The organism is Leifsonia sp. 22587, assembly GCF_052044215.1.
In the GTDB taxonomy this organism is placed as follows: domain Bacteria; phylum Actinomycetota; class Actinomycetes; order Actinomycetales; family Microbacteriaceae; genus Leifsonia; species Leifsonia shinshuensis_C.
Map to the genome: position 1 here is coordinate 78,371 of NZ_JBQENB010000003.1, position 22,308 is coordinate 100,678.

Below are 22,308 nucleotides of genomic sequence, written 5' to 3' on the forward strand. Positions count from 1 at the left end.
TTATGCGGCTGAGGGACCTCGAAGGGTCGGCGGGCGCTTCCCCAGGCTCCGGCGGACGGCTGTCCCTACCCTCGGAGAATGGCCTCCCGTCGCGCACGCCCCTGGTCGCTGCTCACCCCCGTCCACTGGATCGTGTGGAGCGTCGTGCTCTTCGCCGTCACGATCGCCCTCGGGCTGGCCGCCAAGGCCGTCCCGGCGCTGCGCATCGACGGGCTCGACGCGGCGGTCAACCGCGTCTACTCGCCGCTGCTCGACGATGCGGCGCTGGTGCTCGACCGCCTCGACAGCCCTCCCGTCGTGGCCGCCATCCTGGTCGTCGTCTTCGTCGCCTTGCTGTTCGCGGTGGGATGGCGGCGAGCGCTCGGCGCGTGCGTCACCACCGGCGCGGGCTGGCTGACGACGCTGGTCGTCAAGACGGTCGTCGCCCAGCCCCGGCCGACGACGGGCGGGCTGACCCACATCCTGCACATCTCCCCCGCCACGCTCAGCTACCCGAGCGGCCATGTGGTGTTCGCCGCCGCGCTCGTGACTGCGCTGGCCATGGTGGCAGGTCGCGCACTCGTCCGCGCGCTCGTGATCGTCGTCGGCGTGCTCTTCGTCCTGGCGGTCGGCTGGTCGCGGCTGTACGTCGGCGTGCACTACGGGACCGACGTCGTCGGCGGGATCCTGAACGGCGTCGCGGGCGCGGTGCTCGTCGCCGGTCTCTGGAACCTCGCCACTCGCGGCCGCGCCTCGCGACGCGAGGATGCGCGAGCGGAGTACGCACTCGCGGACTAGGTAGTGGTTCGGTAGTCCGACGGTCCCGCGGGGGCCGTTGCGCAGGGGATCGTCGGAGAACCGATCCCCCAACCGAAGGACCGCGATGCTCCGCAGACTCTCCACCACCGCTCTCACCGCCCTCCTCCTCGTGGGGGCGACGAACGCCGCGGGCGCGAACGCGGCGCCCGCTCGCGCGGCTGCGCAGTCGGAGGGGCTCAGCCTGACGCCGCAGGCACTGCGCGTCGTGCCGGACACCCGGTCCGAGCTGCGCGACCTCCCGCCCGCACCGCGCGTCGACCCGGCCGCGCCGGAGGCCGCCGTCGTCGCACCCCCGGTCGAGGAGCCTCCCGCCGCTCCCGCGCCCGTGGCGCCGCTCGCCGCCTGGCCGGTGGACCCCGGCCTGCCGATCACCGACGGGTTCGGCCCGCGCGAGGCGCCCACGGCCGGCGCATCGACGAACCACCGCGGCATCGACGTCGGCGCGCCCGCCGGGACCCCGGTCGTCGCAGCGGCGGCCGGCACCGTCACCCAGGTGGTGGCCGTGGACTCCGGCGGCTGCGGCATCGAGATCGTGATCCAGCACGACGCGCCGGTCGGCTCCGTGAGCACCCGCTACTGCCATCTGCTCGACGGGTCGCCCCTGGTCGAGGTCGGGAGCGTCGTGGGGGTCGGACAGCAGATCGCCGCCGTCGGGAGCACGGGCGTCTCCACCGGGGCGCACCTCCACTTCGAGGTGCTGCTGCCGGGCGGCGAGGCGATCGACCCGCTGCCCTGGCTGGGGCAGCACACCGTCCCCGCCGTCTGACGCTCGGCGTCAGCGCCGGACGGCCGCGCGGGTCTCTGCCGGGGGACGCCTCGATCCCGCCGGACTTTTTTCGCCGGGCCGCGTCACGATCGCGTCTTGCTCCCGTCTACGTAGGTAAACCCCGGCCTGCCCGTAAGGACCCGACCCTTATGACCCATCAACTCGACGACCTCTCCGACGCCGATCTGCTCGCCCGCGCCCGGGAGAAGGACGCGGCGGCCTACGGCGTCCTCTGGAAGCGCCACTGGAACGCCGCCCGCGGCATGGCCGCCTCCATCACCAACCGCTTCGAGGCCGACGACCTCGCGTCCGAAGCGTTCGCGCGCATCCTGAAAGCCGTCGAGAAGGGCAAGGGACCCCAGAACGGCTTCCGTTCCTACCTCGCCTCGACCGTGCGCAACGTCGCCATCGACTGGTCCCGCCGCAAGGCGTCGCCCAATCTCGAAGACCCCGATGCGCTGGAGGACTGGTCCTACAGCGAGCTCACCGCCCTCGACAAGATCGAGCGCGAGACGATCGCCAAGGCGTTCTACGCACTGCCCGACAGCTGGCAGGAGGTGCTCTGGTACACGCAGGTCGAGGAGATGTCCCCCCGCGACATCGCTCCCCTGCTCGGCCTCTCGCCGAACGCCGTGTCCGCCCTCGCCGTCCGTGCGAGGGAGGGCCTCCGCCAGACCTGGATTAACGCCCACCTTGCGGAGGCCGGCCCGGGTGACCCCGTGCACGCGTGGACCATCAAGCGGCTGGGCAGCCACGTGCGCGGACGGCTCTCGAAGACCGACCGACGCCGGCTCCTGCACCACCTGCAGGAGTGCTCGTCGTGCTCCGACGCGGCCGGCGAGGCGGATCGCGTCGGATCGCGGCTGGCGCTCGCCATCCTGCCGCTCGTCCTGGGCGTCGGCGGCGCCGCCGCCTACACCGAGTGGGTGCACGGCTCGAACGCCGCCGTCGCCTCCACCCTGCCGAGCGCGCTTCCGTCCCTCCCGGGCGGAGGCGTGAAGGGTCTGCTGACCGCCGCGAGCCAGCACCCCGGCCTCACGACCGTCGCCGCGACCGCGGCGAGTTCGTCCCCGACCCTGGCCTCCGTCGCCACGAGCGTCATGGTGGCGGCGGTGCTCACGGCGGGAACCGTGCTCGGCAGTCAGCCGGCGGAACCTGCGCTCGGCGAGAGCGTGTCTGCACTGACGGACACTCAGACACCCTCGGCGCAGGCCGATCCGGTGGATGCCGTGGAGCCGGCCGAACCGGCGCCGGAGGACCCGGGCGCGGTGCCCGAAGAAGACCAGGGCGGTGTTGCGGAGGTCCCCGCCGACGAAGAGTCGACACCCTCCGACGCCGATGAGGTCGAGGCTGACGGCACCGAGGTCGACAACACCGAGGTCGACAACACCGAGGTCGACAACACCGAGGAGACCGGCGGCACCGAGACGTCGCCGATCGATGCCGGCCCGCCGAGCAGCACGCCCGCGCGCGAGGCGGCGATCCGCTCCGTCCCCGCCGACGACACGCTGCTCGCGTACCGTCTCGACGACGGTGCGGCGCCGACGGCCGTCGACTTCGTCCACGAGCGCGAAGCCCGCTACGACCGGCCCGATGACGCCGGCATGTGGTCGCTCTGCGAGCAGACGCGCCGTGACCCCGCAGACGTGTTCAGCATCCAGATCTGGTTCAAGACCGCTGTCGGCGGCGGGCGCCTCATCGGATACAGCGACTCCGAGCGCGGACCGTCCGCGCACTACGACCGCCATCTCTTCCTGGCCGACGACGGACGCGTCGTCTTCGGCGTGTTCCCGGGGGCCGTCCACACGGTCGCCTCCGCACGGAGCTACGCCGACGACCGGTGGCACCAGGCGACGGCGACGCTCTCCCCCGCCGGGATGGCGCTCTACGTCGACGGCGAGCCGGTCGCGAGCGACCCGTCCGTCACGCACGCGGAGGGCTTCGCGGGCTTCTGGCGTGTCGGCTACGACACCCTCGGCAACTGGGGACCGGACACCCCGAGCCGGTACCAGTTCTCCGGAGAGCTCGCGTACGCCACGGTCTACTCCGTCGCGCTGACGCCCGCGCAGATCCAGGCGCAGTGGGAGCTGAGCGATTGACGGCGAGCCCGTCATGATGCGGCGGAACCTGCGTCTTCTTCGGTTGAGAGCATGAATCGGGCTTCGCGCTCTCACCGGGTTGCGGTGCGCATGCACCGTCTCCTCGTGGAGTGGCCCAGCCTGCGGTCGGGTACAGCAGGCAGTGGGCCACTCCACGTCCCCGGTAAGCACAGTGCCCGATAAGCACAGTGCGCCCAACGCGGCGCCGTGACTCGAAAGGATGAGGATCGTGGCACCCACGTTCAATCCGCGCGAGCGTGCAGCGCGGCTGATCAGCGTCATCACCGACGGCTGGCGAGGGGAGGTCGTCACACCGCTCATCCCGCGCGACCCGGCAGAACCCCTGCGGTCGGCTCTGTTGAACGAGCGGTCGGAGCGCCTGAACGAACTGCGAACGCTCGACTTCCGCGTCTACGACACCGTGCGGATCGAGGAGCCGGGCCCGTCGGACACCTACCGGATCATCGACCGCTTCAAGAGCAGCTTCGACCCGCAGCTGGCGCTCTGACGGCTACGAACCGCTTCCGAGGGTGACCTCGGTCGTCGTGCTCTTCCCGTCACGCTCGTAGGTCACCTTCACCTGATCGCCCGGCTGGTGCGTCAGCTGGATCGCCGTCAGGTCGTCGATGCTGCCGACCGGCTTCCCGTCGACCCGGGTGATGATGTCGCCCGGCTGGATCCCCGCCTGATCGGCCGGGCCTCCGGGCGTCACGGACTGCACGTACAGCCCCGTCTGCTCGTTGCCCTGCTGCCCCGCCTGGATCGGAGCGACGCCGATGCCGAAGGTCGGGTACACGACCTTCCCGGTCTCGATGATCTGCTGCGCGATCGGGATGGCCACCGCCTCCGGGATCGCGAACCCGATCCCGACGCTCCCGCCGCCCGCGACGCCGTTGGCGCCGGGCACGGTCGCAATGGCGGAGTTGACGCCGACGAGCCTGCCCTCGCAGTCCACCAGCGCGCCGCCGGAGTTGCCGGGGTTGATGGACGCGTCCGTCTGGATGGCATCCGCCAGCACGGCGTTCCGGTCGGTGTCGCTCTGCACCGGCACGGTCCGGCCGAGTGCGCTCACCACGCCGGTCGTCACGGTGCTGGACAGCCCGAGCGGCGCGCCCAGCGCGACCACCGGCTGGCCCACCTGCAATGTGGTCGAGTCGCCCTGCTGGATGACGGGCAGACCCGACGCATCCACCTTCACGACCGCGACGTCGGCACGCGGCGAGCGCCCCACGAGCTTCGCCGGGTGGGTGGAGCCGTCGCTGTAGAGCACGGTGATCTCCGCGCCCTCGGCCGCCGGTGCGATCACGTGATTGTTCGTCAGGATGTAGCCGTCCGACGTGATCACCTCGCCGCTCCCGGTGCCGCCGGAACCGTCCGCTGCAGAGACTCCGATCGTCACGATCGTCGGCAGGACGTCGCGGGCGACCTGCTCCGCGTCGCACACCGACTGCGTGGACACCGTCGGAGCGCGCGACGCCGTCAGCGCACTCCCCAGAGTTCCGGCACCCCGGATGGCGAGGCCGCCGAGCGTTCCGGCGCCGAGCAGGATGACGGCGCCCAGGACCGCCAGGAGGACGATCGCCCACACCGGGAAGTGGCCCGGCCGCTGCTCTTTTCCGTTGTCGGCTGAGGTCATGGGTTCCCCCGTCTCTGCTCCCACATCGGTATGGTGGACGCCCGGCATCGGCAGGGATAGACAGTTTCGGCAGCGAACGGCGGGTCCGAGGGCGTCGCAGTGGTTCATCCACCTAGCCAAGACACCGCGTTCAGGAGAAGCTGGCCTCGTGCCCGGGGCGGCGGGCAGGACGGGGGCGACGGTGGACGACGGCGACGACATCCCGGCACGCCGGCTCGGCGCCTGGCGCCGAGCCTTCGACGACCCGGCGGTGGAACGGGTCGTGATCGTGGGTCAGACGGTCCGAGTCTGCCTGCGTTCGGGCGTCGAACTGGAGTGGTGTCTCGACGAGCCGGAGACGTTATGAAATTCGCGCGAAATGGGTAGTGCGCATCCCCCCGTTCGCGGTGCACCATGTTGTCACCGACACCGGCGGCCCCGACAGCCGCCGCTGCGGAAGGAGGCACGCAGATGCTTGACGACAAGGACTACATCCACCCGCCCCACCCGCCGCGGCTCCGCGAGCACGTCGGTCTAATCCGGTGGCGCCGCAACGCTCAGGGCGACTGGGTGACCGAGACCATCACCGGGCAGTACGCCGGCGGCGACTCGCACCGCTGGGTCGTGCGGCTCTACTCCGGCATCGAACTCGAGTACGACCTGGAGACGTGGGCCCCCTACCAACCGCACCTGTAGCGAGCGGCCTTGGGGGGTCACGTGGTCGCATCCAGCGCAACGCACCATCTTCCGGCGCGCTTCGAGCCGATGACCGGGCGGCGCGACGAGACATCGCTCGTGCGCCGGCTGCTCCAGGGGTCCACGCGGCTCGTCACCGTGACCGGCGCGCCCGGTGTGGGGAAGAGCACCGTGGCGGTCGCTGCCGCGGCCAGCATGGAGCGGTCGGTCGCCGGGCTCTGGTACGTCGACCTCCGTGACCGGTCGGGCGAGGTCGCGACAGCGATCGCGCACGAGCTCAAGGCGGACCCTGGGGCTGATCCGGTCGGCTCGTTGATCGCCGCCATCGGCGACGACGACCTGCTCCTGGTGCTGGACAACGCGGATGCCACCGTCGCCGAGACCTCTGCTCTGGTGGAGTCGCTGCTGAGGTCGTGTCCGGCCCTCCGGGTCATCGTCAGCAGCCGCGAGCCTCTCTCCACCCGGGGTCAGGCGCTCGTGACGATCGGCCCGTTCCCCTGGGAACGGCTCGCCGCATCCAGCGACGCCGTCCGGCTGTTCACCGAGTGCGCGATGCGCGAGGACGCCCTGTTCTCCGTCGACGACGGCACCCTCCCGTTCGTGCTGCGCATCTGCGAGGCGACGCGCGGGGTTCCTCTCGCCATCGAGCTGGCGGCTGCACAGTTGCAGTTCATGGATGTCCGGACGCTCGCCGACCGGATGGACGACCAGCTCGAGACTCTGGAGCCCGCGGACCCGGCCGCACGGTCCCTCCGGGCGGCCGTCGTGGACAGCTGGGACCGCTGCCTGCCCGAGGAGCAGCGCGTGTGGGCGGACCTCTCGGTGCTCGCCCCCGGCTGGGACCTCGACCTCGGCGAAGCGATGGCCGCGCTCAGCGCCGGCGCCGGGAGAGCCACCCGGGTGGTGAAGCAACTGCTGCGGCGGTCCGTCATCCACCGGCGCCGCAACGACGACGGGGTGCGCTACGAGCTCCTTCCGGCGATCCAGGAGTTCGGGCGTGCGCACTGCACGGATGTCCAGGCGGCCCAGGTGCAGTTCGTCGCCTGCATGATCGAACGGCTGCAGGACGCCGAGGATCACTGGTTCTCCGACCGCCAGGGCGAGATCCTGCGCCGTCTCCGGGGCGACGTCCCCAACATCCGGCAGGCTGTGGCGACCGCCGCCGCGCTGGGCCGGACCGACGACGCCATCCGGGCCGCCGGCACGGCGTGGCGGCAGGCGTGGCTGATCCACGGCAGCGTGGATGAGCTGGGCACCTGGCTCGGGGTGGCCCTCGCGTCGGGCGTCCCGTCCGCGTACTGGGGCTCGCTGGGACATTCGCTGCGCTCCTGGGTCTTCGCCATGACGGAGAAGCCGGGGCTCGCTCGAGCGGAACTGGAGGAGGCGAGGTCCGGCTACGAGACGGTCGCCGCATCAGGGCAGCCGGCGGACGCGCGCGAGTGCCGGATCGCGCTGCTGAACGCCGCCGAACCGGCAGAACCGGACGATTCGGAAGCCGTGCGCCTCCTGGAGGAGGCGATGCAGGAGCAGGGAGAGGCTGCCTACCGGCTCGGCCGCTACAACACGCCGCAGCGCCTCGCCGCCCGGCTGCTCGTCCAGGGGCGCTGGGAGGAGGGACGACGACTCGGCGACGAGCTACTCGAGCGGGGTGCCGCCGTCGGCGATCGGTTCGAGCGCTCGTTCGTGCTGACCACCCGCGCCACCGCTGCGTCGGCCGCGGGCGACTACGCCATGTCGGAGACGGACGCTCGCGAAGCGCTTCAGCTCAAGCGAGGGCTGGGGAACGGGCTCGGCGTCGCCCAGGCGCTCGAACTGCTCGCCGACGTCGCGAGAGAGAAGGCCGACCCGGTGCGCGGCGCCACGTTGCTGGGATGCGCGGCGGCACGCTGGCGGGAGGCCGGGGCCGTGCGCGCCAACTACGGGCCCTACTTCTACGATCGGGCCACCACGGAGCGCGCCCTCCGGCTGCGTCTGGGCGATCCGGCCTTCGAGCGCGCCTTCGCGTACGGGATGGAGCTGAGCGAGGACGAGTCGGTGGACTTCGGCCTGCGGAATGTCGTCGAGGCGCGGCTCCGCACGAGTACCCCGCAGGCAGCGGCCGGAGCGCCCGGCCTGACGCCGCGCGAGGCGCAGGTGGCCTCGCTGGTCGCCGAGGGCGACACCAACAAGACGATCGCGCGCAAGCTCTTCGTGTCGATCCGCACCGTGGAGTCCCACGTGCAGAACGCGCTGGTCAAGCTCGGGCTCCGCTCTCGCACGGAATTGGCCGTCTGGTACAGCGATCACGCGGAGTACCGGCGAGCGGGGTGACCGCTCGCCCGGAGGACGCGGCGGGGGCGCGCATCCTCCGGGGCGGACATCTCAGGCGGCGACCGCGTAGTCGCTGCGGGTGGCGGCGAGGGACTCGCGCAGGCCCCGGCGGGCGCGGGCGGCGAGGGCGGTGGCCGCGCCGACGGTCATGCCCATCGTCTCGGCCACGGTCGCCATCGGCAGCCCCTGCAGGCAGGACAGGTGCAGCACCTGCTGCCACCGCTCCGGCAGCTGACGGAACGGCTGCTCGAGGTCGCCGAGGTCGGTGACCTCGAACTCGTAGCTGCCCAGCGCCGTGTCGGGCGTGAAGGGCACCATGGTGGCGCGGGAGTCGCGCCCGCCCCAGGTGGCGGCGACGTTGCGGATCGCGGTGCGCAGGTAGTGGGCGAACCCCTCCCGCGGACCGTTGCCGTTACGAAGGGACGTGAGCACCTTCGCGAACGCCTCCTGCACGATGTCCTCGGCGTCGTACCGCGCGGTGGTGGAGCGGGCCACGTGGTGGGCCCAGCCCTGGTAGCGGTTCCAGATCTCGCCGAAGTGCGCGTGCTCACCCTCGCGCACCAGGCGCAGCAGCTCCAGGTCGGTCGGACGGTGCGTGGTCGCGGTCGCGGTGGTGGTCGCGGTCATCGTGGCTCCTCGGTCGGGGTCCGGATCGGGGGCTTCCCGATCCATGACCCCAGACTCGATTCCGCGCCCCACCGGCCAGAACGGCGGAACTACCGAGCCGCTACCGAGATACCGAGAGGCGGTCCGCGTCCGCCGCCTCGAAGTCCGGGAGGCGCTCGGCGCCGCCGAGGAGCGCGCCGAGAGCCGCCACCGTGCGCGCGGCCGCGTGACCGTCGCCGAAGGGGCTGGCCGCGTGCGCCATGGCGGCGTGGCGGACGGGATCGGTGAGCAGCACGGCCGCCTCGTCGACGATCGTCTCGACGTGCGTGCCGACCAGCCGCGACGTGCCGGCCAGCACCGCCTCGGGCCGCTCGGTGGTCTCACGGAGCACGAGCACCGGCGAGCCCAACGCGGGGGCCTCCTCCTGCACGCCGCCGGAGTCGGTGAGGATGAGGGTCGCGCGGTCCATCAGGTGGACCATCTCGGGGAAGGCGACGGGGGCGGTGACGAGGATGTTCGGCGCCGTGCCGAGGGCGGCCAGCAGGTGCTCGCGTACAGCGGGGTTCGGGTGCGCCGGGAGCACGAAGACGTGGTCGGGGAAGCGGGCGGCGAGCACCCGCACCGCGGTCCCGATGCGCCGCATCGGCTCCCCGTGGTTCTCGCGGCGGTGGGCGGTGACGAGCACGAGCGGTGCGTCACCCGCCAGGGCGCGGGTCAGCGCCGGGTCGCCGAACTCGGGAGCACGATCGAGCATGAGGTGCAGGGCGTCGATCACCGTGTTTCCGGTGACCGCGATGCGCGCCTCCGGAACGCCGGACGCCAGGAGGTTGCGCTTGGCGTGCGCCGTCGGGGCGAGGTTGAGGCCGGCGATCTGCCCGATGATCCGGCGGTTCGCCTCCTCGGGGAACGGGTCGAAGAGGTCGCCGCTGCGCAGCCCGGCCTCGATGTGCACGACCGGGATCTTGCGCTCGAAGGCCGCGAGCGCCGCGGCCATCGCCGACGTGGTGTCTCCCTGAACGAGCACCGCATCCGGTGCATGCCGGTCGAGCAGCGGCTGCAGGCCGGTCATCGTGCGGACCGTGATGTCGTGGAGGGTCTGGCGCGGCGTCATGATGCCGAGGTCCGCATCCGCCGACACCCCGAACGTCGTGTTCACCTGGTCGAGGATGTCGCGGTGCTGCCCGGTGAGCACGACCGTCGGGCGGAAGAGCGGCGACTGCTGCAGCGCGCGGACGACGGGCGCCATCTTGATGGCTTCGGGGCGGGTGCCGTAGACGGGCATGACGGTGTGCACGGGTGGAGTCCTCTCGTCGGGGCGACGGCGACGATGCGCCTGTGCCTTAAGAGACGAGCGATGACGGCCGACCCTGACGCGCGATCGGGAGGTGCGCGCCGCGATAGCGTTGCGGCATGAGCCTGACCGTCGAGAATCAGCCCGATCAGTCCCGCTACGCGCTGCTGCAGGACGGCGAGGTGATCGGCGTCGCCGAGTACGAACTCCGCGACGACGCGATCGTCTTCACGCACACCGAGGTGGATGAGGCCAAGCGCGAGAAGGGGATGGCATCGACCCTCGTGCGCACGGCGCTCGATGATGTCCGCGACAACTCGGACCGCCGGGTGATCGCCACCTGCCCCTACGTGCGGCGCTGGCTCAGCGAGAACCCCGACTACGCGGCGCTGCAGCAGCGGTAGCGCGGCCGTCCTCGCTGGGGGCGCGGCCCTCGGCCCGCTGTCCGTTGCCCGCCGTTCCGAGGTCGAGCGTGATCTTGCCGCCCTCCCAGCCGGTGTCGCCGCGATCGCCCGGGAGCGGCGCCGGTGCCGGCAGGAGCGACTGCCGGTCGAGCTCCTGCTGGGCCTCGTGGCGGGCGGGGGCGAAGATCTCGTCGAAGGATCCGCCGATGGCGCCGCTCATGGTGCCCGAGCCGCGCTGGGCCTTGTTGGAGAGGTCGATCCAGCCGAGTTTCACGGCCACCACGATCGCGGCGATGAACGCCACGACGATCCCCACGACCCACCAGTTCACGCATCCAGGGTACCGGAGCACCTGTGCGGTTCCTGGACAGGTGGCCACCGCCGCACAGAAGCGAGGCCCCGTCAGGGAACGCGGTACAGCCACTCCTCGGTGGCGAACTTGTCGGCCACCAGCTGCTCCGCCGCCGCGTACTCGGCGTCCGTGAGGTCGCCGTCGGTCGCGCCGTACAGGTTCCGGAACGTCAGCTTCATCTGCTCGATGATCTCGGCGCGGCTGAGGCCGGTCTGGCTGCGGAGCGGGTCGACGCGCTTGGCGGCGCTGGTGATGCCCTTGTCGCTGATCTTCTCGCGGCCGATGCGCAGCACCTCGGTCATCTTCTGGCCGTCCATGTCGTAGCTCATGGTGACGTGGTGCAGCACGGCGCCGGAGCCGAGCCGCTTCTGGGCGGCCCCGCCGATCTTGCCGGACGGGCTGGTGATGTCGTTGAGCGGCTGGTACACGGCGTCGATGCCGAGCGACTTGAGCGCGATGATCGCCCACTCGTCGAGGAACGCGTAGCTGTCGGCGAAGCTCATGCCCTGCACGAGGTCGGCAGGGGCGTAGATCGAGTAGGTGACGACCGAGCCGGCCTCCATGAACATGGCCCCGCCGCCGGAGATGCGGCGCACCACCTGGATGCCGTACTTCTCCGCGTTGTCGGGGTCGACCTCGTTCTTCACCGACTGGAAGCTGCCGATGACGACGGCCGGCTCGTCCCACTCCCAGATGCGGAGGGTCGGACCGCGCCGCCCCTCGCCGACCTCGGTGGCGAGCACCTCGTCGAGTGCCAGGTGCATCTGCGGCGAGACGGCCTTGGCGTGCACGATCTGCCAGTCGTAGTCGCGCCAGCTCGTCGCCTTGGCGAGAGCGCGCCGGACGGTCACGGCGACGGCCTCCGGGGAGAAGCCGAGCAGCGTCGCGCCTTCGGGGAGCGCCTCCTTCACGGCGGCGACGATGGTCTTGGCGTCGGCCTCCGCGGGCAGTCCGTTCACCGCGGCGTCGATGGCCTCCAGCGCGGAGTCCGGCTCGAGGAAGAAGTCTCCGGCGAGCTGGAAGTCCGAGATCCTCCCGTCGACCACCTCCAGGTCGACGACGACGAGCTTGCCACCAGGGACCTTGTACTCACCATGCATGGCATCAGCCTACGTCCGCCGGGCGGACGGGTGTCAGCTCGGCGGAGTGCCCGCTCCCCCGGTGGGGTTGCCCCACTCGTCGAGCTGCTTGCCGGGGCGGCGGGCGAGCGTGACGCCGAGTCCCGCGATCAGGAGCACGAGCAGCAGCGCGAGGATGATGAAGATCGCGGTCAGGACCTCGGCATGGTTGTTGACGGTGGCCGGATTGTCGATCGGCGCGAAGCGCGCAAGCCCGAGTGCGGCGTACGAGAGCATGGTGACCTCCTCGCGTCCAGTGTCCGGGCGGAGGCCACGGCACGATAGACAGTGGTCAGTACACCGGTGGCCGGCCCGTCCGCTGTTCTCCGGCGTCCCGGAGGTGCGAAAGGGCCCGCTTCGCGTTCGGCGTGGTGGCGGATGCGGTGTTGAGCAGGGCCTCGGTGCCCGCATCCAGATAGCCGAAGTTCTGCCGGTGCTCGATGAAGCGCCGCGCACGCTCCCCGAGGTCGCGGATCTTCGCCCACAGCGACGAGTCGATGTCGTCGTTCCAGGCGGAGTGCAGGATGGGCGCGTGGCCCGTGACCGCACGGAGTCCGGCCGCGCCGTCGCAGCCGAACACGGTCGCTCCGAACGCGGGCGCCCGTGGGTCCGTGCGCGAGAACCGGCCGAGCGAGGCCTGCGGGTCTTTCGACGACTCGCCCGCGTAGACCGCCCGGGCGTGCAGGGCCTGCGCCCCGCCGACGGCCGTCTCGATCCCGGCCGAACCGAGGAAGACCACGGATTCGACGCCCAGGTCGTCGGCCGCGAGCGCGTCGCCGACCAGCGTGGTGCCGTAGGAGTGACCGACGACGTTCACCGTCACCGCCTCCCGGTCTGCCGGTCGCACCGCGCGGAAGGCCTGGAGGTCGCGCACCAGGTGCGGCGCCCCGCGTTCGGCGTAGAACCCTCGTGCCGCCTCGATGCTGGGCGGCGGAGGTGGAGGCAGGTAGCCCATCCACGCGACGACCGCCCGCTTCTTCGGCGCGCCGACCGAGCCCTGGGCGGCGTAGAGGTTCTGCGCCGCCAGAGTCCACAGCGGCATGTCCGTCGTGTAGGTGCCCATCCCCGGTACCTGCCAGGTGACGTTCTCCGCGGTGTCGAGGTTGCCGACGCTGATCGCTGCGAGCGGCGGCTGGTCCGCGGTCAGGGTGATGAGCTGGCGCCGGGGCTTGGCCGGCTTGAGGGCCTTCGCGATCGCCTCGTAGGCCGCCAGCGTCTGCGCGACCGTGGCATCCGTCGGCGACGTGCGCAGGCGCTGGCGCATAAGCGCCGTGCGGATGTCCAGCGCCCTCCGGTTGAGGGTGTCCCTGAGGCTGTAGGGCAGCCCGTCCAGATTGCCGGCGACAGGCGGAAGGGTGTCGCGGATCTCCTTCTGCCCCGCAGGCCCGGCGTCGGACCAGGCTCTGACGATCTCGTCGGGCGTCGATTCCCTCAGGCTGGCCAGCCAGAGGTCGAATTCCGGGTCGTGCTCACCGCCCAGGCCCTCCGCGTTCAGAGCGCTCTCGGATGCGGTCACGCCCGGCGCAGCATGCGCCGGCGTGAAGATGACGATGCCGACGGCCGAGAGGGCGGCGAGCGCGAACGCGAAGGCGCGCCGCACCATCCGCGCTCCGCGACGGGCGGATCGTCGCGCTGCTGCCGCCATGACGTCTCGCTCCCCTGAGGGCGCCCAGCACATCGCGCGCCGACCGTCGGCGCAGGCACCCGCAGGTTAAGACGTCACCGCCGCGCGGTCGTGACGCACTGCGACCGGACGGACGCTCAGCTCCTGCTCGGGAAGCGCTCCACCAGCCACTCGGTGAGATCGGCGAAGACCTCCGCGCGATTGGTCTCGTTGAAGATCTCGTGGCGCGCACCCTCGTAGACGATGGTGGTCACGTCGCTGAGCCCGGACCGGTTGCGGTACGCCCGCTCGAGCTTCCGGGCGCTCACCGGTCCGCCGAGCGGATCGTCGGAGCCCACCTGGATCAGCACGGGGAGGTCGTGCGCGAGGTGCCGCGACGGGCGCCCCAGCAGTCTCGCGGCGTCGGCCATCCCGAACAGCTTCTGCAGCGGTGTCAGCGTGGTCAGCGGGTCGTCGATGAAGGCCTGCGCGACCGCGGGGTCGCGGCTCAGCCACTCCGCGCCGGTGGTGCCGAGGTGGGCGTGGCGCTTGTTGAGGTCGCCGCCGTTCATCGAGCCGAGCATCCGGTAGGCGGTGCCGGAGAGCACCACCGCGTCGTATTCGTCGCTGTGCCGGTTGAGCAGCAGCTGGCCGATGAGCGACCCCCAGCTGTGGCCGACGTAGGCCAGCGGCAGCCCGGGGTTCTCGTCGCGGATCAGGTCGCTGAACGCGTGGACGTCCTTCACGGCGGCACGCAGTCCCCCGGGGCCGAGGCGCCCGAGGCGGGTGGCGTCGCCCTTCCACTGCTCCATGCCGGTGCGCCCGTGGCCGAGGTGGTCGTCGGCGTAGACGAGGAAGCCGGCGGCCGCGAGGTGCGCGCCGAGGTCGCGGTAGCGCCCCGCGTGCTCGCCGACGCCGTGGGCGAGCTGGACGGCGGCCGCGGGCCGCGACCCCTCGGGCGGCGGCGCGTACACGTCGAAGTGGATGCGGACGCCGGCTTCGCCCTCGAAGGTCCGGTCCTGTTGGGTCTGCACGCGCTCATTCTGTCGCACGCGGCACGATGCGAGGGGGTTTAGTTAGCGCATCTAATTTGTTAGGCTAACTATGCATGAACGGACGAGTGTCGACCCACGACCTGAGCAGCGTCCTCCGCATCGCGGTGGCGCGCCTCTCCCGCCGCCTCCGCGCCGAGAAGGAGGACGACGAGCTGAGCGACTCCCAGACCGCCACGCTCGGCTATCTGGTCCGCGAGGGATCCGGCACGATCGGCCGTCTCAGCGAGTTCGAGCGCGTCAAGCCGCCGTCCATGAACCGCACGGTGAACCGTCTCGAGGCGGCCGGCTACGTCGAGCGCACCTCCGACGCCGCCGACGGCCGCAAGGTGATCGTCGTCCCGACCGACCGCGGCGTCGAGCTGGTCGCAGAGACGCGCCGACGTCGCGACGCCTGGCTGCACCAGCGGCTCGAGAGCCTCGACGCGGAGCAGCGCGCGACCCTGGCCGCCGCCGCGAAGATCATGCGGGAGCTCGCCGACTCGTGAGTTCCATGTTCCGCTCCCTCGCCGGGGTCAACTACCGGATCTGGGCGGCCGGTGCGATCGTCTCCAACGTCGGCACGTGGATGCAGCGCACCGCCCAGGACTGGATCGTCCTGACCCAGCTCACCCACAACAACGCGTCCGCCGTCGGCTTCGTGATGGCGCTGCAGTTCGGCCCGCAGCTCCTCCTGCTGCCGGTGACCGGATGGGCGGCCGACCACCTCGACCGGCGCAAGCTCCTGATGGCCACGCAGGGCGCGATGGGCGCGCTCGGTCTCGGGCTCGGCATCCTCACCGTCACGGGGATGGTGCAGCTGTGGCACGTCTACCTCTTCGCGCTGCTGCTGGGCGTCGTGGCCGCCTTCGACGCCCCGGCCCGGCAGACGTTCGTCTCCGAGCTGGTTGCCGGGCCGAACCTGTCGAACGCCGTGGCCCTCAACTCCGCCTCGTTCAACGCCGCCCGGCTGATCGGCCCGGCGGTCGCGGGCCTGCTGACGGCGGCGGTCGGCGCGGGCTGGGTCTTCCTCATCAATGCGGCCACCTTCGGGGCGGTTCTGCTGTCGCTCGCCACGCTGCGCCGCGAGCAGCTGTACCGGGCGGAGCGCGCGAAGCGCACGCGCGGCGGACTGATCGACGGGTTCCGCTACGTGCGGCGGCGCCCCGACATCCTCGTGATCCTGGTCATGGTCTTCCTGATCGGCACCTTCGGGCTCAACTTCCCGATCTTCATCTCGACCATGTCGGTGACCGTCTTCCACCAGGGCGCGGGCGAGTACGGCCTCCTCTCGTCGATCATGGCGGTCGGGTCCGTCGTCGGCGCCCTGCTGTCCGCACGTCGCGACCGCCCGCGCGTCTCGCTGCTCTTCGCCGGAGCCGCGTTCTTCGGCTTCGGCTGCGCGCTGGCCGCCGTGATGCCGACCTACTGGTTGTTCGCCCTGGCGCTGATCGTGATCGGCGTCTCGTCGCAGACGCTCATGACGACGGCCAACGGAACGGTGCAGATGACGACCGACCCGCTGCTGCGCGGCCGGGTGATGGCCATCTACATGGCGATCTTCATGGGCGGCACCCCGGTCGGCGCTCCGATCGTCGGCTGGGTCGCCGACACCTTCGGTCCGCGCTGGGCGATGGGCGTCGGCGCCGCCAGCGGATTCGCCGCCGCGCTGGTCGGCGTCTTCTATCTCATCCGGTACCGGGGCCTCCGCGTCCGCTTCGCCGGCATCAAGCCGAGCTTCGTGCTCGCCCCGCGCGAGGTCGTGCGCGAGGAGCTGGTGGAGACCGAGGCGACGGTCACGCGCACGTCCTGACGCCGGTGCGATACGGTGCCGGAGTGTTCCCTGTCATCGAACCCTTCGCGCACGGGTGGGTGGAGAACCCCGACGGCGACAGCATCTACTGGGAGACGAGCGGCAATCCGGACGGCATCCCGGTGCTCTGGCTGCACGGCGGCCCCGGCTCCGGGCTGGGAACGGGCGGTTACCGCACGCGCTACGACCCCGAGCGGTTCCTGCTCGTCGGGATCGACCAGCGCGGGTGCGGACGCAGCACCCCGTCCGTCGCCGACGCGCCGGAGCGGCTCGCGCGCAATACGACCGGCGGCCTCATCGCCGACATCGAGCTGGTGCGGGAGCGGGTGGGCGTCGACCGCTGGATCGTGACAGGCGCCTCGTGGGGGTCGACCCTCGCCCTCGCGTACGCGCTCGAGCACCCCGACCGAGTCCGCTCGATCGTGCTCGGCGCGGTGACCACGACCGGCCGCGACGAGGTGACCTGGCTCACGGAGACCATGGGCCGGCTCTTCCCCGAGGCGTGGGAGGCCTTCGAGGCCGCCTCCGGGCGCCGCCCTGGAGAGCGCGTGGTCGAGGCTTATGCGCGCATCCTGGCAAGCGGTACTCCGGAGGAGCGGATGCGCGCGGCGGACGCCTGGGACGCGTGGGAGTCGACGCACGTGTCGCTCGACCCGAACGTCGTACCCGGCCCGATGCACGAGGACCCCGTCCAGCGGCTGGTGTCCGGCACCCTGGTCACGCACTACTGGGCGAACGACGCGTTCCTCCCCGATGATCGCGCCATCCTGAAGCGGGTCTCCGAGCTGGCCGCCATCCCGGCCGTGCTGATCCACGGCCGCCACGACGTCAGCGGCCCGGTCGTCACGCCGTGGCTGCTCCACCGCGAGTGGCCCGCGAGCCGTCTGATCGTCGTCGAGGGCGAGGGACACTGGGGCCCGCAGATCTCCGAGACGGTGTCCCGGGCGATCACCGAGATGGGCGAGGCGTGACCGGCGACGCGGTGGAGACGCTCATCCGGCGCGCCCTGGCCTTGGCTCCCGCCGACGGCCGCGTCGTGCTGGGCATCGCGGGCAGCCCCGGCTCGGGCAAGACCACTCTGGCCCGCACGGTCGCCGCCGGCGTGAACCGCCTGGCCGGCTCCGGGACCGCAGTGCACCTGCCGATGGACGGCTTCCACCTGGCGAACGCGACGCTGGATGCGCTCGGCCGCCACGACCGCAAGGGTGCGATCGACACGTTCGACGGCTGGGGATTCGCCGCACTCCTGGAGCGCGTGCTGGCCGAGCGGACGAACCCGGTCTACGCGCCCTCCTTCGAGCGCACCGTCGATGAGCCGGTCGCCGGCGCCATCCCGATCCCGCCCGGAACCCGGCTGGTCGTCGCCGAGGGCAACTACCTGCTGGTCGACCAGGACCCTTGGTCCCGCATCCCCGCCCTCCTCGCGGAGAGCTGGTTCGTGGCGACGCCGGAGGACGAGCGGATGCGGCGCCTGGTCGACCGTCACACGCGGCACGGGCGCACTCCGGAGGCCGCGGCCGCGTGGGCGCGCGACGTCGACGGCGCGAACGCCGTGGTGATCGAGGCGTCGCGGCCTCGCGCCACACTGGTCGTCGACGGCACCACCGGTCTCCCAGGCAGCCCCGCATAGCCTGGTGGTATGACCGCCCCGACCGAGACCTTCGACCGTCTGACCGTCTTCGGCGCCGACTGGTGCCGCGACTGCATCCGCTCCAAGTCCCTGCTCGACCGCCTCGGCGCCGACTACGAGTACATCGACCTGGTCGCGCGCCCGGAGGAGGCCGACCGCGCCCAGCGGATCAGCGGCCGCACGAACATCCCCGTCGTGGTCTTCCCCGACGGCCGCCATTTCGTCGAGCCGACCGACCAGGAGCTCGAGGCCGCGCTCCGCGGCTGAGCTCGGCTGCTGGCTGGCTCCCCGGCGAGGTGGGATGCTGGCCGCATGACCGATCCGGACGTCGCGCAGCTGCGCGCCGGGGCGCACGAGCGCGCCCTGAGCCGGCCCCGCGTGCCGTTCGACGGTGCCGTCGAGGATGCGGCGGGGGGCGTCCCGAGCCGCCGCTACCGACCCGCGAGGGCCGCGCATCCGGAGATCGTCGTCGTCTTCCTGCACGGCGGGTACGGCATCCTTGGCGACCTCGAACTGCAGGACGGCTACTGCCGCCGCATCGCGCAGACGCTCGGAGTCGACGTGCTGTCCGTCGCCTACCGACTGGCCCCGGAGGCCACGCTCGCCGAGTCCGCCGCCGACGCGGTCGCTGCGGTGCACACGGGCCGCGACGACAGCGCCCGCCGGGTCGTGCTCTGGGGCGACTCGGCCGGAGGCGCCGTGGCCTTGGCAGCGGCGCGTCCCTCCGCGGCCGATGCGCTGGTGCTGACCAACCCGAACGTGGATCTGAGCCTGTCGCGGTACGACGACGCCGCGCCCGGTGGGCCCGGCCGCGAACTCTCGGAGTGGGCGTTCCTCCGCTGGACGCGCTCCGCGCGGCTCTCCGACGCCCCGGATCTCGCCGCGGACGCCGCCGGACTGCCGCCCGTGTTCGTCGCCGTCGGCTCGGAGGACTCCTTGCTGCCGGACGCCCGGCACCTCGTCGAGCGCTGCGCCGCCGCCGGCGTCCCCGCGACGCTGCGCGTGGTGGACGGCGCCGTGCACGGGTTCATGGGCAGCCCGGACGACCCGGTCGTCGAGACGGTGATCCGGGAGGCGTCGGCCGTCGTGCTGGGCTCGTCCTGATTGATCGCCCAGGGCGCGCAATCCCATCCACATCACCTGTTGGACAACTGACTCCGCCTGGCGGAGAGTGGCGGTCATGGAGTACACACACCTGGGCCGCTCCGGCCTGAAGGTCTCGCGCCTCGTCCTCGGCACGATGAACTTCGGACCGCAGACGACCGAAGAGGATTCCCACCGGATCATGGATGCGGCGCACGACGCCGGCATCAACTACTTCGACACCGCCAACGTCTACGGCCAGCACAAGGGCCGTGGCGCCACCGAGACGATCGTCGGCAACTGGTTCGCCCAGGGCGGCGGCCGGCGCGAGAAGACGGTCATCGCGACCAAGCTGTACGGCGACATGGGCGACTGGCCGAACGAGAACCGCCTGTCAGCCCTGAACATCCGCCGCGCCCTCGACGCCAGCCTCAAGCGGCTGCAGACGGACTACATCGACATCTACCAGTTCCACCACGTCGACCGGGACACCCCCTGGGACGAGATCTGGCAGGGTATCGAGACCGCGATCGCGCAGGGCAAGATCCTGTACGCCGGCTCCAGCAACTTCGCGGGCTGGCACATCGCGACCGCCCAGGCGGAGGCGCGCAGGCGCAACCTGCTCGGCCTGGTCAGCGAGCAGTCGATCTACAACCTGCTCACCCGCCAGATCGAGCTGGAGGTGCTGCCCGCGGCCCAGGCCAACGGCGTCGGCGTGATCGCCTGGTCGCCGCTGCACGGCGGACTGCTCGGCGGCGTCGTCCGCAAGCAGAACGAGGGCAAGCGCCGCCTGGAGGGCCGCGCCGCGGAGACGCTGGAGAAGCACCGCGACGCCATCGAGGCGTACGAGGACTTCGCCGCCGAGCTCGGCCACGAGCCGGGCGACCTCGCGCTCGCCTGGCTCCTCACCCGACCCGGCGTCACGGGGCCGATCATCGGCCCACGCACGCAGGAGCAGCTCGACGGGGGTCTGCGCGCCCTCGAGATCACGCTCGACGACGACGCCCTCGCGCGCCTCGACGAGATCTTCCCGGGTCACAAGACGGCCCCCGAGGACTACGCCTGGTGACCCCGGGCATCCACCACACGGAAGGACAGCAGTGAAGACTCGTACCATCGGCGACGTCGAGGTCTCGGCGATCGGCCTGGGCGGCATGCCCATGTCGATCGAGGGCCGCCCCGACCGGGAACGTTCGATCAAGACCATCCACGCCGCGCTCGACGAGGGCATCACCTTCATCGACACCGCGGACGCGTACCACCTGGAGGCCGGCGAGGTCGGCCACAACGAGGAGCTGATCGCGGAGGCGCTGCGCAGCTGGGACGGCGACGCCTCGGCCGTGCTGGTCGCCACGAAGGGCGGCCACCTCCGCCCCGGCGACGGCTCGTGGACGCTGAACGGGAACCCGGACTACATCAAGCAGGCGGCGCGGGAATCGCTGCGCCGGCTCGGCGGCGACGCGATCGGGCTCTACCAGTTCCACCGTCCGGACCCCGAGGTCCCGTACGCCGACTCCGTCGGCGCCGTCCGCGACCTGCTCGACGAGGGCATCATCCGCATGGCGGGCATCTCGAACGCGAACCCGGACCAGATCCGCGAGGCCCAGGACATCCTGGGCGGACGGCTGGTGTCGGTGCAGAACCAGTTCTCGCCGGCCTTCCGGTCGAGCGAGCCGGAGCTGCGGCTCGCCGACGAGCTCGGCATCGCGTTCCTGCCGTGGAGCCCACTCGGCGGCATCTCCTCCGCGGGCGAGCTGGGCAGCCGGTTCGAGCCGTTCAAGGACGTGGCGGACGCCCGCGGCATCAGCCCGCAGGTCGTCGCCCTGGCCTGGCACCTGGCGCAGAGCCCGCACGTCATCCCGATCCCCGGCTCGTCGCGTCCGGAGACCATCCGCGACTCGGTGACCGCGGTGGATGTGGAGCTCACGCCCGAGGAGCTGCAGGCGCTGAACGCGGCCTGAGCCGCACCGCCGGTCAGTCCGGCTCGAGCTGCGTCAGGAAAGCGGACGCGGCCGGGCTGGGCTGATCGGCGACCGCCACGGCGACGCTCCAGGCCGGGGCGTCCTGCAGGCGGACCGCGCGGAGCGCGTCGGGCCGCTTGCGCGCGAAGCTCGCGGGGACGACCGCCACCCCGAGGTTGTAGCCGACGAGGTCGAGCAGCGGATGCACGTCGTTGACCTCCATCGCCGCCCGATAGTCGAACCCGGCCGCGGCGAACGCGCGCCGGGTGAGCGACTGGGCCGCCCAGCCCTCCTGGAAACCGACCAGAGGCTCGCCCCGGAGCCGCTCCAGGGGGATCGATTCCTCCGCGGCGAACGGATGCTCCGGGTGGCAGAGCACGAGCATCTCCTGCGTGCTCAGCGGCCGAAGCACCACCCCCGCCGGTGTGTGGCCGGTGTCGACCACCAGGGCGACGTCGGCACGGCCGCCGGCCACATCCTCCACCAGCTCCTCCGAGCCGGAGTAGCGCAGCCGCACCTCGACGCCCGGGTTCGCGGTCCGGAACGCGGCGAGCTCGGCGGGCAGATCGACGGAGCCCAGGCACGGCTCCGCCCCGATCGTCAGCCGGCCGCTGAGCAGACCGCGCACGGCGGCTACGGCGTTGCGCGCCGCGGCGGCGCTCGCGAGCGTGCGGACCGAGTCCGCGAGCAGCGCCTGGCCGGCGGCCGTCAGCTCCACGCGCCGGGTGCTCCTGACGAACAGGGAGGTGCCCAGCTCCTGCTCGAGCGAGCGGATGGACGCGGACAGGCCCGACTGCGAGATGCGCAGAAGCTCGGCGGCGCGGGTGAAGTGGCGCTCCTCGGCGACGGCGACGAAGTGCTGGAGTTGGCGGAGTTCCATTCAGCGATCGTACTGCTCAATCGCCGTCGGCCCACATCCAGCAGCGATGTTGCCCGTCAGCTACGCGGCGGAGGCCGCCGGGGCGACCTCCTCGCCGGGGATCGTGTCGAAACGGAAGGTCCGGCGGAACCGGTCCACGAGTTCCGGCCCGCCCGCGAGCACGTCCAGGTGCGGCATCCCGTCGCCGAGGAGCGCGCCGAGCTCGTCGCGCTCGAGTTGGAACTCCACGACATCCACGGGAGGCGGCGGGTC

The 22,308-nt window shown here is 71.8% G+C and carries 25 protein-coding genes and 1 pseudogene; 16 read left to right on the forward strand and 10 right to left on the reverse strand.

What is annotated here, in order from left to right; all coding sequences use genetic code 11:
• Positions 1–78 precede the first annotated feature (78 nt).
• The 4 genes from ACTJI1_RS12460 (at position 79) to ACTJI1_RS12475 (ending at position 4,171) form a co-directional block, all read left to right on the forward strand.
• On the forward strand, positions 79–777 hold the full coding sequence (locus tag ACTJI1_RS12460; protein WP_440742901.1) for a phosphatase PAP2 family protein: 699 nt from the start codon (positions 79–81) through the stop codon (positions 775–777).
• 85 nt (positions 778–862) lie between these two features.
• Positions 863–1,564, forward strand: coding sequence for a M23 family metallopeptidase (locus ACTJI1_RS12465; protein WP_440742902.1), 702 nt, complete (start codon positions 863–865; stop codon positions 1,562–1,564).
• A 149-nt stretch (positions 1,565–1,713) separates the two neighbouring features.
• Positions 1,714–3,663, forward strand: a complete 1,950-nt coding sequence (locus ACTJI1_RS12470) for a sigma-70 family RNA polymerase sigma factor (protein ID WP_440742903.1) — start codon at positions 1,714–1,716, stop codon at positions 3,661–3,663.
• Positions 3,664–3,892: 229 nt separating this feature from the next.
• Positions 3,893–4,171 (forward strand): hypothetical protein, encoded by a 279-nt coding sequence (locus tag ACTJI1_RS12475; RefSeq protein WP_440742904.1) that lies wholly within the window; start codon positions 3,893–3,895, stop codon positions 4,169–4,171.
• Positions 4,172–4,174: 3 nt separating this feature from the next.
• Here ACTJI1_RS12475 and ACTJI1_RS12480 read toward each other — a convergent pair whose 3' ends face one another.
• On the reverse strand, positions 4,175–5,299 hold the full coding sequence (locus ACTJI1_RS12480) for a S1C family serine protease (protein WP_440742905.1): 1,125 nt from the start codon (positions 5,297–5,299) through the stop codon (positions 4,175–4,177).
• A gap of 148 nt (positions 5,300–5,447) precedes the next feature.
• Here ACTJI1_RS12480 and ACTJI1_RS12485 point away from each other — a divergent pair, with 148 nt between their 5' ends.
• From ACTJI1_RS12485 to ACTJI1_RS12495, 3 genes are all read left to right on the forward strand, one after another.
• Positions 5,448–5,645 carry a hypothetical protein gene (locus ACTJI1_RS12485; RefSeq protein ID WP_440742906.1) on the forward strand — a complete coding sequence of 66 codons (198 nt, stop codon included), beginning with the start codon at positions 5,448–5,450 and terminating at the stop codon, positions 5,643–5,645.
• A gap of 104 nt (positions 5,646–5,749) precedes the next feature.
• On the forward strand, positions 5,750–5,974 hold the full coding sequence (locus tag ACTJI1_RS12490; RefSeq protein WP_310133100.1) for a hypothetical protein: 225 nt from the start codon (positions 5,750–5,752) through the stop codon (positions 5,972–5,974).
• 21 nt (positions 5,975–5,995) lie between these two features.
• On the forward strand, positions 5,996–8,284 hold the full coding sequence (locus ACTJI1_RS12495; RefSeq protein ID WP_440742907.1) for a helix-turn-helix transcriptional regulator: 2,289 nt from the start codon (positions 5,996–5,998) through the stop codon (positions 8,282–8,284).
• Between the two features lie 51 nt (positions 8,285–8,335).
• On the opposite strand, the gene ACTJI1_RS12500 is transcribed toward ACTJI1_RS12495, so the two are convergent.
• Positions 8,336–8,911 carry an RNA polymerase sigma factor gene (locus ACTJI1_RS12500; RefSeq protein ID WP_440742908.1) on the reverse strand — a complete coding sequence of 192 codons (576 nt, stop codon included), beginning with the start codon at positions 8,909–8,911 and terminating at the stop codon, positions 8,336–8,338.
• A gap of 100 nt (positions 8,912–9,011) precedes the next feature.
• On the reverse strand, positions 9,012–10,184 hold the full coding sequence (gene wecB / locus ACTJI1_RS12505) for a non-hydrolyzing UDP-N-acetylglucosamine 2-epimerase (RefSeq protein WP_440742909.1): 1,173 nt from the start codon (positions 10,182–10,184) through the stop codon (positions 9,012–9,014).
• A gap of 116 nt (positions 10,185–10,300) precedes the next feature.
• Here wecB and ACTJI1_RS12510 point away from each other — a divergent pair, with 116 nt between their 5' ends.
• Positions 10,301–10,585, forward strand: a complete 285-nt coding sequence (locus ACTJI1_RS12510) for a GNAT family N-acetyltransferase (RefSeq protein ID WP_310133091.1) — start codon at positions 10,301–10,303, stop codon at positions 10,583–10,585.
• Here ACTJI1_RS12510 and ACTJI1_RS12515 read toward each other — a convergent pair.
• The 5 genes from ACTJI1_RS12515 to ACTJI1_RS12535 all read right to left on the reverse strand — a co-directional run bounded on the left by ACTJI1_RS12515 (position 10,545) and on the right by ACTJI1_RS12535 (position 14,692).
• Complete coding sequence (locus ACTJI1_RS12515) at positions 10,545–10,916, reverse strand: hypothetical protein (RefSeq protein WP_310133088.1); 372 nt, start codon at positions 10,914–10,916, stop codon at positions 10,545–10,547. The genes ACTJI1_RS12510 and ACTJI1_RS12515 overlap by 41 nt on opposite strands.
• A 71-nt stretch (positions 10,917–10,987) precedes the next feature.
• Complete coding sequence (locus ACTJI1_RS12520) at positions 10,988–12,037, reverse strand: lipoate--protein ligase family protein (RefSeq protein ID WP_440742910.1); 1,050 nt, start codon at positions 12,035–12,037, stop codon at positions 10,988–10,990.
• A gap of 33 nt (positions 12,038–12,070) precedes the next feature.
• On the reverse strand, positions 12,071–12,292 hold the full coding sequence (locus ACTJI1_RS12525) for a hypothetical protein (RefSeq protein ID WP_310133083.1): 222 nt from the start codon (positions 12,290–12,292) through the stop codon (positions 12,071–12,073).
• Between the two features lie 55 nt (positions 12,293–12,347).
• Positions 12,348–13,700, reverse strand: coding sequence for an alpha/beta hydrolase (locus tag ACTJI1_RS12530; protein WP_440742911.1), 1,353 nt, complete (start codon positions 13,698–13,700; stop codon positions 12,348–12,350).
• Positions 13,701–13,816: 116 nt separating this feature from the next.
• Positions 13,817–14,692 (reverse strand): alpha/beta fold hydrolase, encoded by an 876-nt coding sequence (locus ACTJI1_RS12535; protein ID WP_440742912.1) that lies wholly within the window; start codon positions 14,690–14,692, stop codon positions 13,817–13,819.
• 74 nt (positions 14,693–14,766) lie between these two features.
• Between ACTJI1_RS12535 and ACTJI1_RS12540 the strand changes: the two genes are divergently transcribed.
• The 8 genes from ACTJI1_RS12540 to ACTJI1_RS12575 all read left to right on the forward strand — a co-directional run bounded on the left by ACTJI1_RS12540 (position 14,767) and on the right by ACTJI1_RS12575 (position 21,176).
• Positions 14,767–15,198: a MarR family winged helix-turn-helix transcriptional regulator gene (locus tag ACTJI1_RS12540; RefSeq protein ID WP_440742913.1), complete on the forward strand. Its 432-nt coding sequence runs from the start codon at positions 14,767–14,769 to the stop codon at positions 15,196–15,198.
• Positions 15,199–15,203: 5 nt separating this feature from the next.
• Complete coding sequence (locus tag ACTJI1_RS12545) at positions 15,204–16,502, forward strand: MFS transporter (protein ID WP_440743385.1); 1,299 nt, start codon at positions 15,204–15,206, stop codon at positions 16,500–16,502.
• 23 nt (positions 16,503–16,525) lie between these two features.
• The gene (gene pip / locus ACTJI1_RS12550) at positions 16,526–17,473 is read left to right on the forward strand and encodes a prolyl aminopeptidase (RefSeq protein ID WP_440742914.1); all 948 of its coding nucleotides are present in this window, start codon (positions 16,526–16,528) and stop codon (positions 17,471–17,473) included.
• On the forward strand, positions 17,470–18,132 hold the full coding sequence (locus ACTJI1_RS12555; protein ID WP_440742915.1) for a nucleoside/nucleotide kinase family protein: 663 nt from the start codon (positions 17,470–17,472) through the stop codon (positions 18,130–18,132). The genes pip and ACTJI1_RS12555 overlap by 4 nt, the downstream gene beginning before the upstream one ends.
• A gap of 9 nt (positions 18,133–18,141) precedes the next feature.
• Positions 18,142–18,399, forward strand: a complete 258-nt coding sequence (locus ACTJI1_RS12560; RefSeq protein ID WP_440742916.1) for a glutaredoxin family protein — start codon at positions 18,142–18,144, stop codon at positions 18,397–18,399.
• A gap of 45 nt (positions 18,400–18,444) precedes the next feature.
• Positions 18,445–19,236 (forward strand): alpha/beta hydrolase, encoded by a 792-nt coding sequence (locus tag ACTJI1_RS12565; RefSeq protein ID WP_440742917.1) that lies wholly within the window; start codon positions 18,445–18,447, stop codon positions 19,234–19,236.
• Positions 19,237–19,312: 76 nt separating this feature from the next.
• Positions 19,313–20,284 (forward strand): aldo/keto reductase, encoded by a 972-nt coding sequence (locus tag ACTJI1_RS12570; protein WP_440742918.1) that lies wholly within the window; start codon positions 19,313–19,315, stop codon positions 20,282–20,284.
• Between the two features lie 31 nt (positions 20,285–20,315).
• Complete coding sequence (locus ACTJI1_RS12575) at positions 20,316–21,176, forward strand: aldo/keto reductase (RefSeq protein WP_440742919.1); 861 nt, start codon at positions 20,316–20,318, stop codon at positions 21,174–21,176.
• A 13-nt stretch (positions 21,177–21,189) separates the two neighbouring features.
• Here ACTJI1_RS12575 and ACTJI1_RS12580 read toward each other — a convergent pair whose 3' ends face one another.
• Together ACTJI1_RS12580 and ACTJI1_RS12585 are read right to left on the reverse strand one after the other, a co-directional pair.
• On the reverse strand, positions 21,190–22,056 hold the full coding sequence (locus ACTJI1_RS12580) for a LysR family transcriptional regulator (RefSeq protein ID WP_440742920.1): 867 nt from the start codon (positions 22,054–22,056) through the stop codon (positions 21,190–21,192).
• Between the two features lie 60 nt (positions 22,057–22,116).
• Positions 22,117–22,308, reverse strand: a pseudogene (locus ACTJI1_RS12585) (winged helix-turn-helix transcriptional regulator); the annotation flags it as partial.

Coding starts and splice junctions, on each gene's coding strand:
- ACTJI1_RS12570 (WP_440742918.1), top strand. CDS start 19,313: ATGGAGTACACACACCTGGGCCGCTCCGGCCTGAAGGTCTCGCGCCTC.
- ACTJI1_RS12540 (WP_440742913.1), top strand. CDS start 14,767: ATGAACGGACGAGTGTCGACCCACGACCTGAGCAGCGTCCTCCGCATC.
- ACTJI1_RS12460 (WP_440742901.1), top strand. CDS start 79: ATGGCCTCCCGTCGCGCACGCCCCTGGTCGCTGCTCACCCCCGTCCAC.
- ACTJI1_RS12490 (WP_310133100.1), top strand. CDS start 5,750: ATGCTTGACGACAAGGACTACATCCACCCGCCCCACCCGCCGCGGCTC.
- ACTJI1_RS12520 (WP_440742910.1), bottom strand. CDS start 12,037: ATGCATGGTGAGTACAAGGTCCCTGGTGGCAAGCTCGTCGTCGTCGAC.
- ACTJI1_RS12545 (WP_440743385.1), top strand. CDS start 15,204: ATGTTCCGCTCCCTCGCCGGGGTCAACTACCGGATCTGGGCGGCCGGT.
- ACTJI1_RS12470 (WP_440742903.1), top strand. CDS start 1,714: ATGACCCATCAACTCGACGACCTCTCCGACGCCGATCTGCTCGCCCGC.
- ACTJI1_RS12510 (WP_310133091.1), top strand. CDS start 10,301: ATGAGCCTGACCGTCGAGAATCAGCCCGATCAGTCCCGCTACGCGCTG.
- ACTJI1_RS12500 (WP_440742908.1), bottom strand. CDS start 8,911: ATGACCGCGACCACCACCGCGACCGCGACCACGCACCGTCCGACCGAC.
- ACTJI1_RS12525 (WP_310133083.1), bottom strand. CDS start 12,292: ATGCTCTCGTACGCCGCACTCGGGCTTGCGCGCTTCGCGCCGATCGAC.
- ACTJI1_RS12480 (WP_440742905.1), bottom strand. CDS start 5,299: ATGACCTCAGCCGACAACGGAAAAGAGCAGCGGCCGGGCCACTTCCCG.
- ACTJI1_RS12565 (WP_440742917.1), top strand. CDS start 18,445: ATGACCGATCCGGACGTCGCGCAGCTGCGCGCCGGGGCGCACGAGCGC.
- ACTJI1_RS12580 (WP_440742920.1), bottom strand. CDS start 22,056: ATGGAACTCCGCCAACTCCAGCACTTCGTCGCCGTCGCCGAGGAGCGC.
- ACTJI1_RS12560 (WP_440742916.1), top strand. CDS start 18,142: ATGACCGCCCCGACCGAGACCTTCGACCGTCTGACCGTCTTCGGCGCC.
- ACTJI1_RS12465 (WP_440742902.1), top strand. CDS start 863: ATGCTCCGCAGACTCTCCACCACCGCTCTCACCGCCCTCCTCCTCGTG.
- ACTJI1_RS12530 (WP_440742911.1), bottom strand. CDS start 13,700: ATGGCGGCAGCAGCGCGACGATCCGCCCGTCGCGGAGCGCGGATGGTG.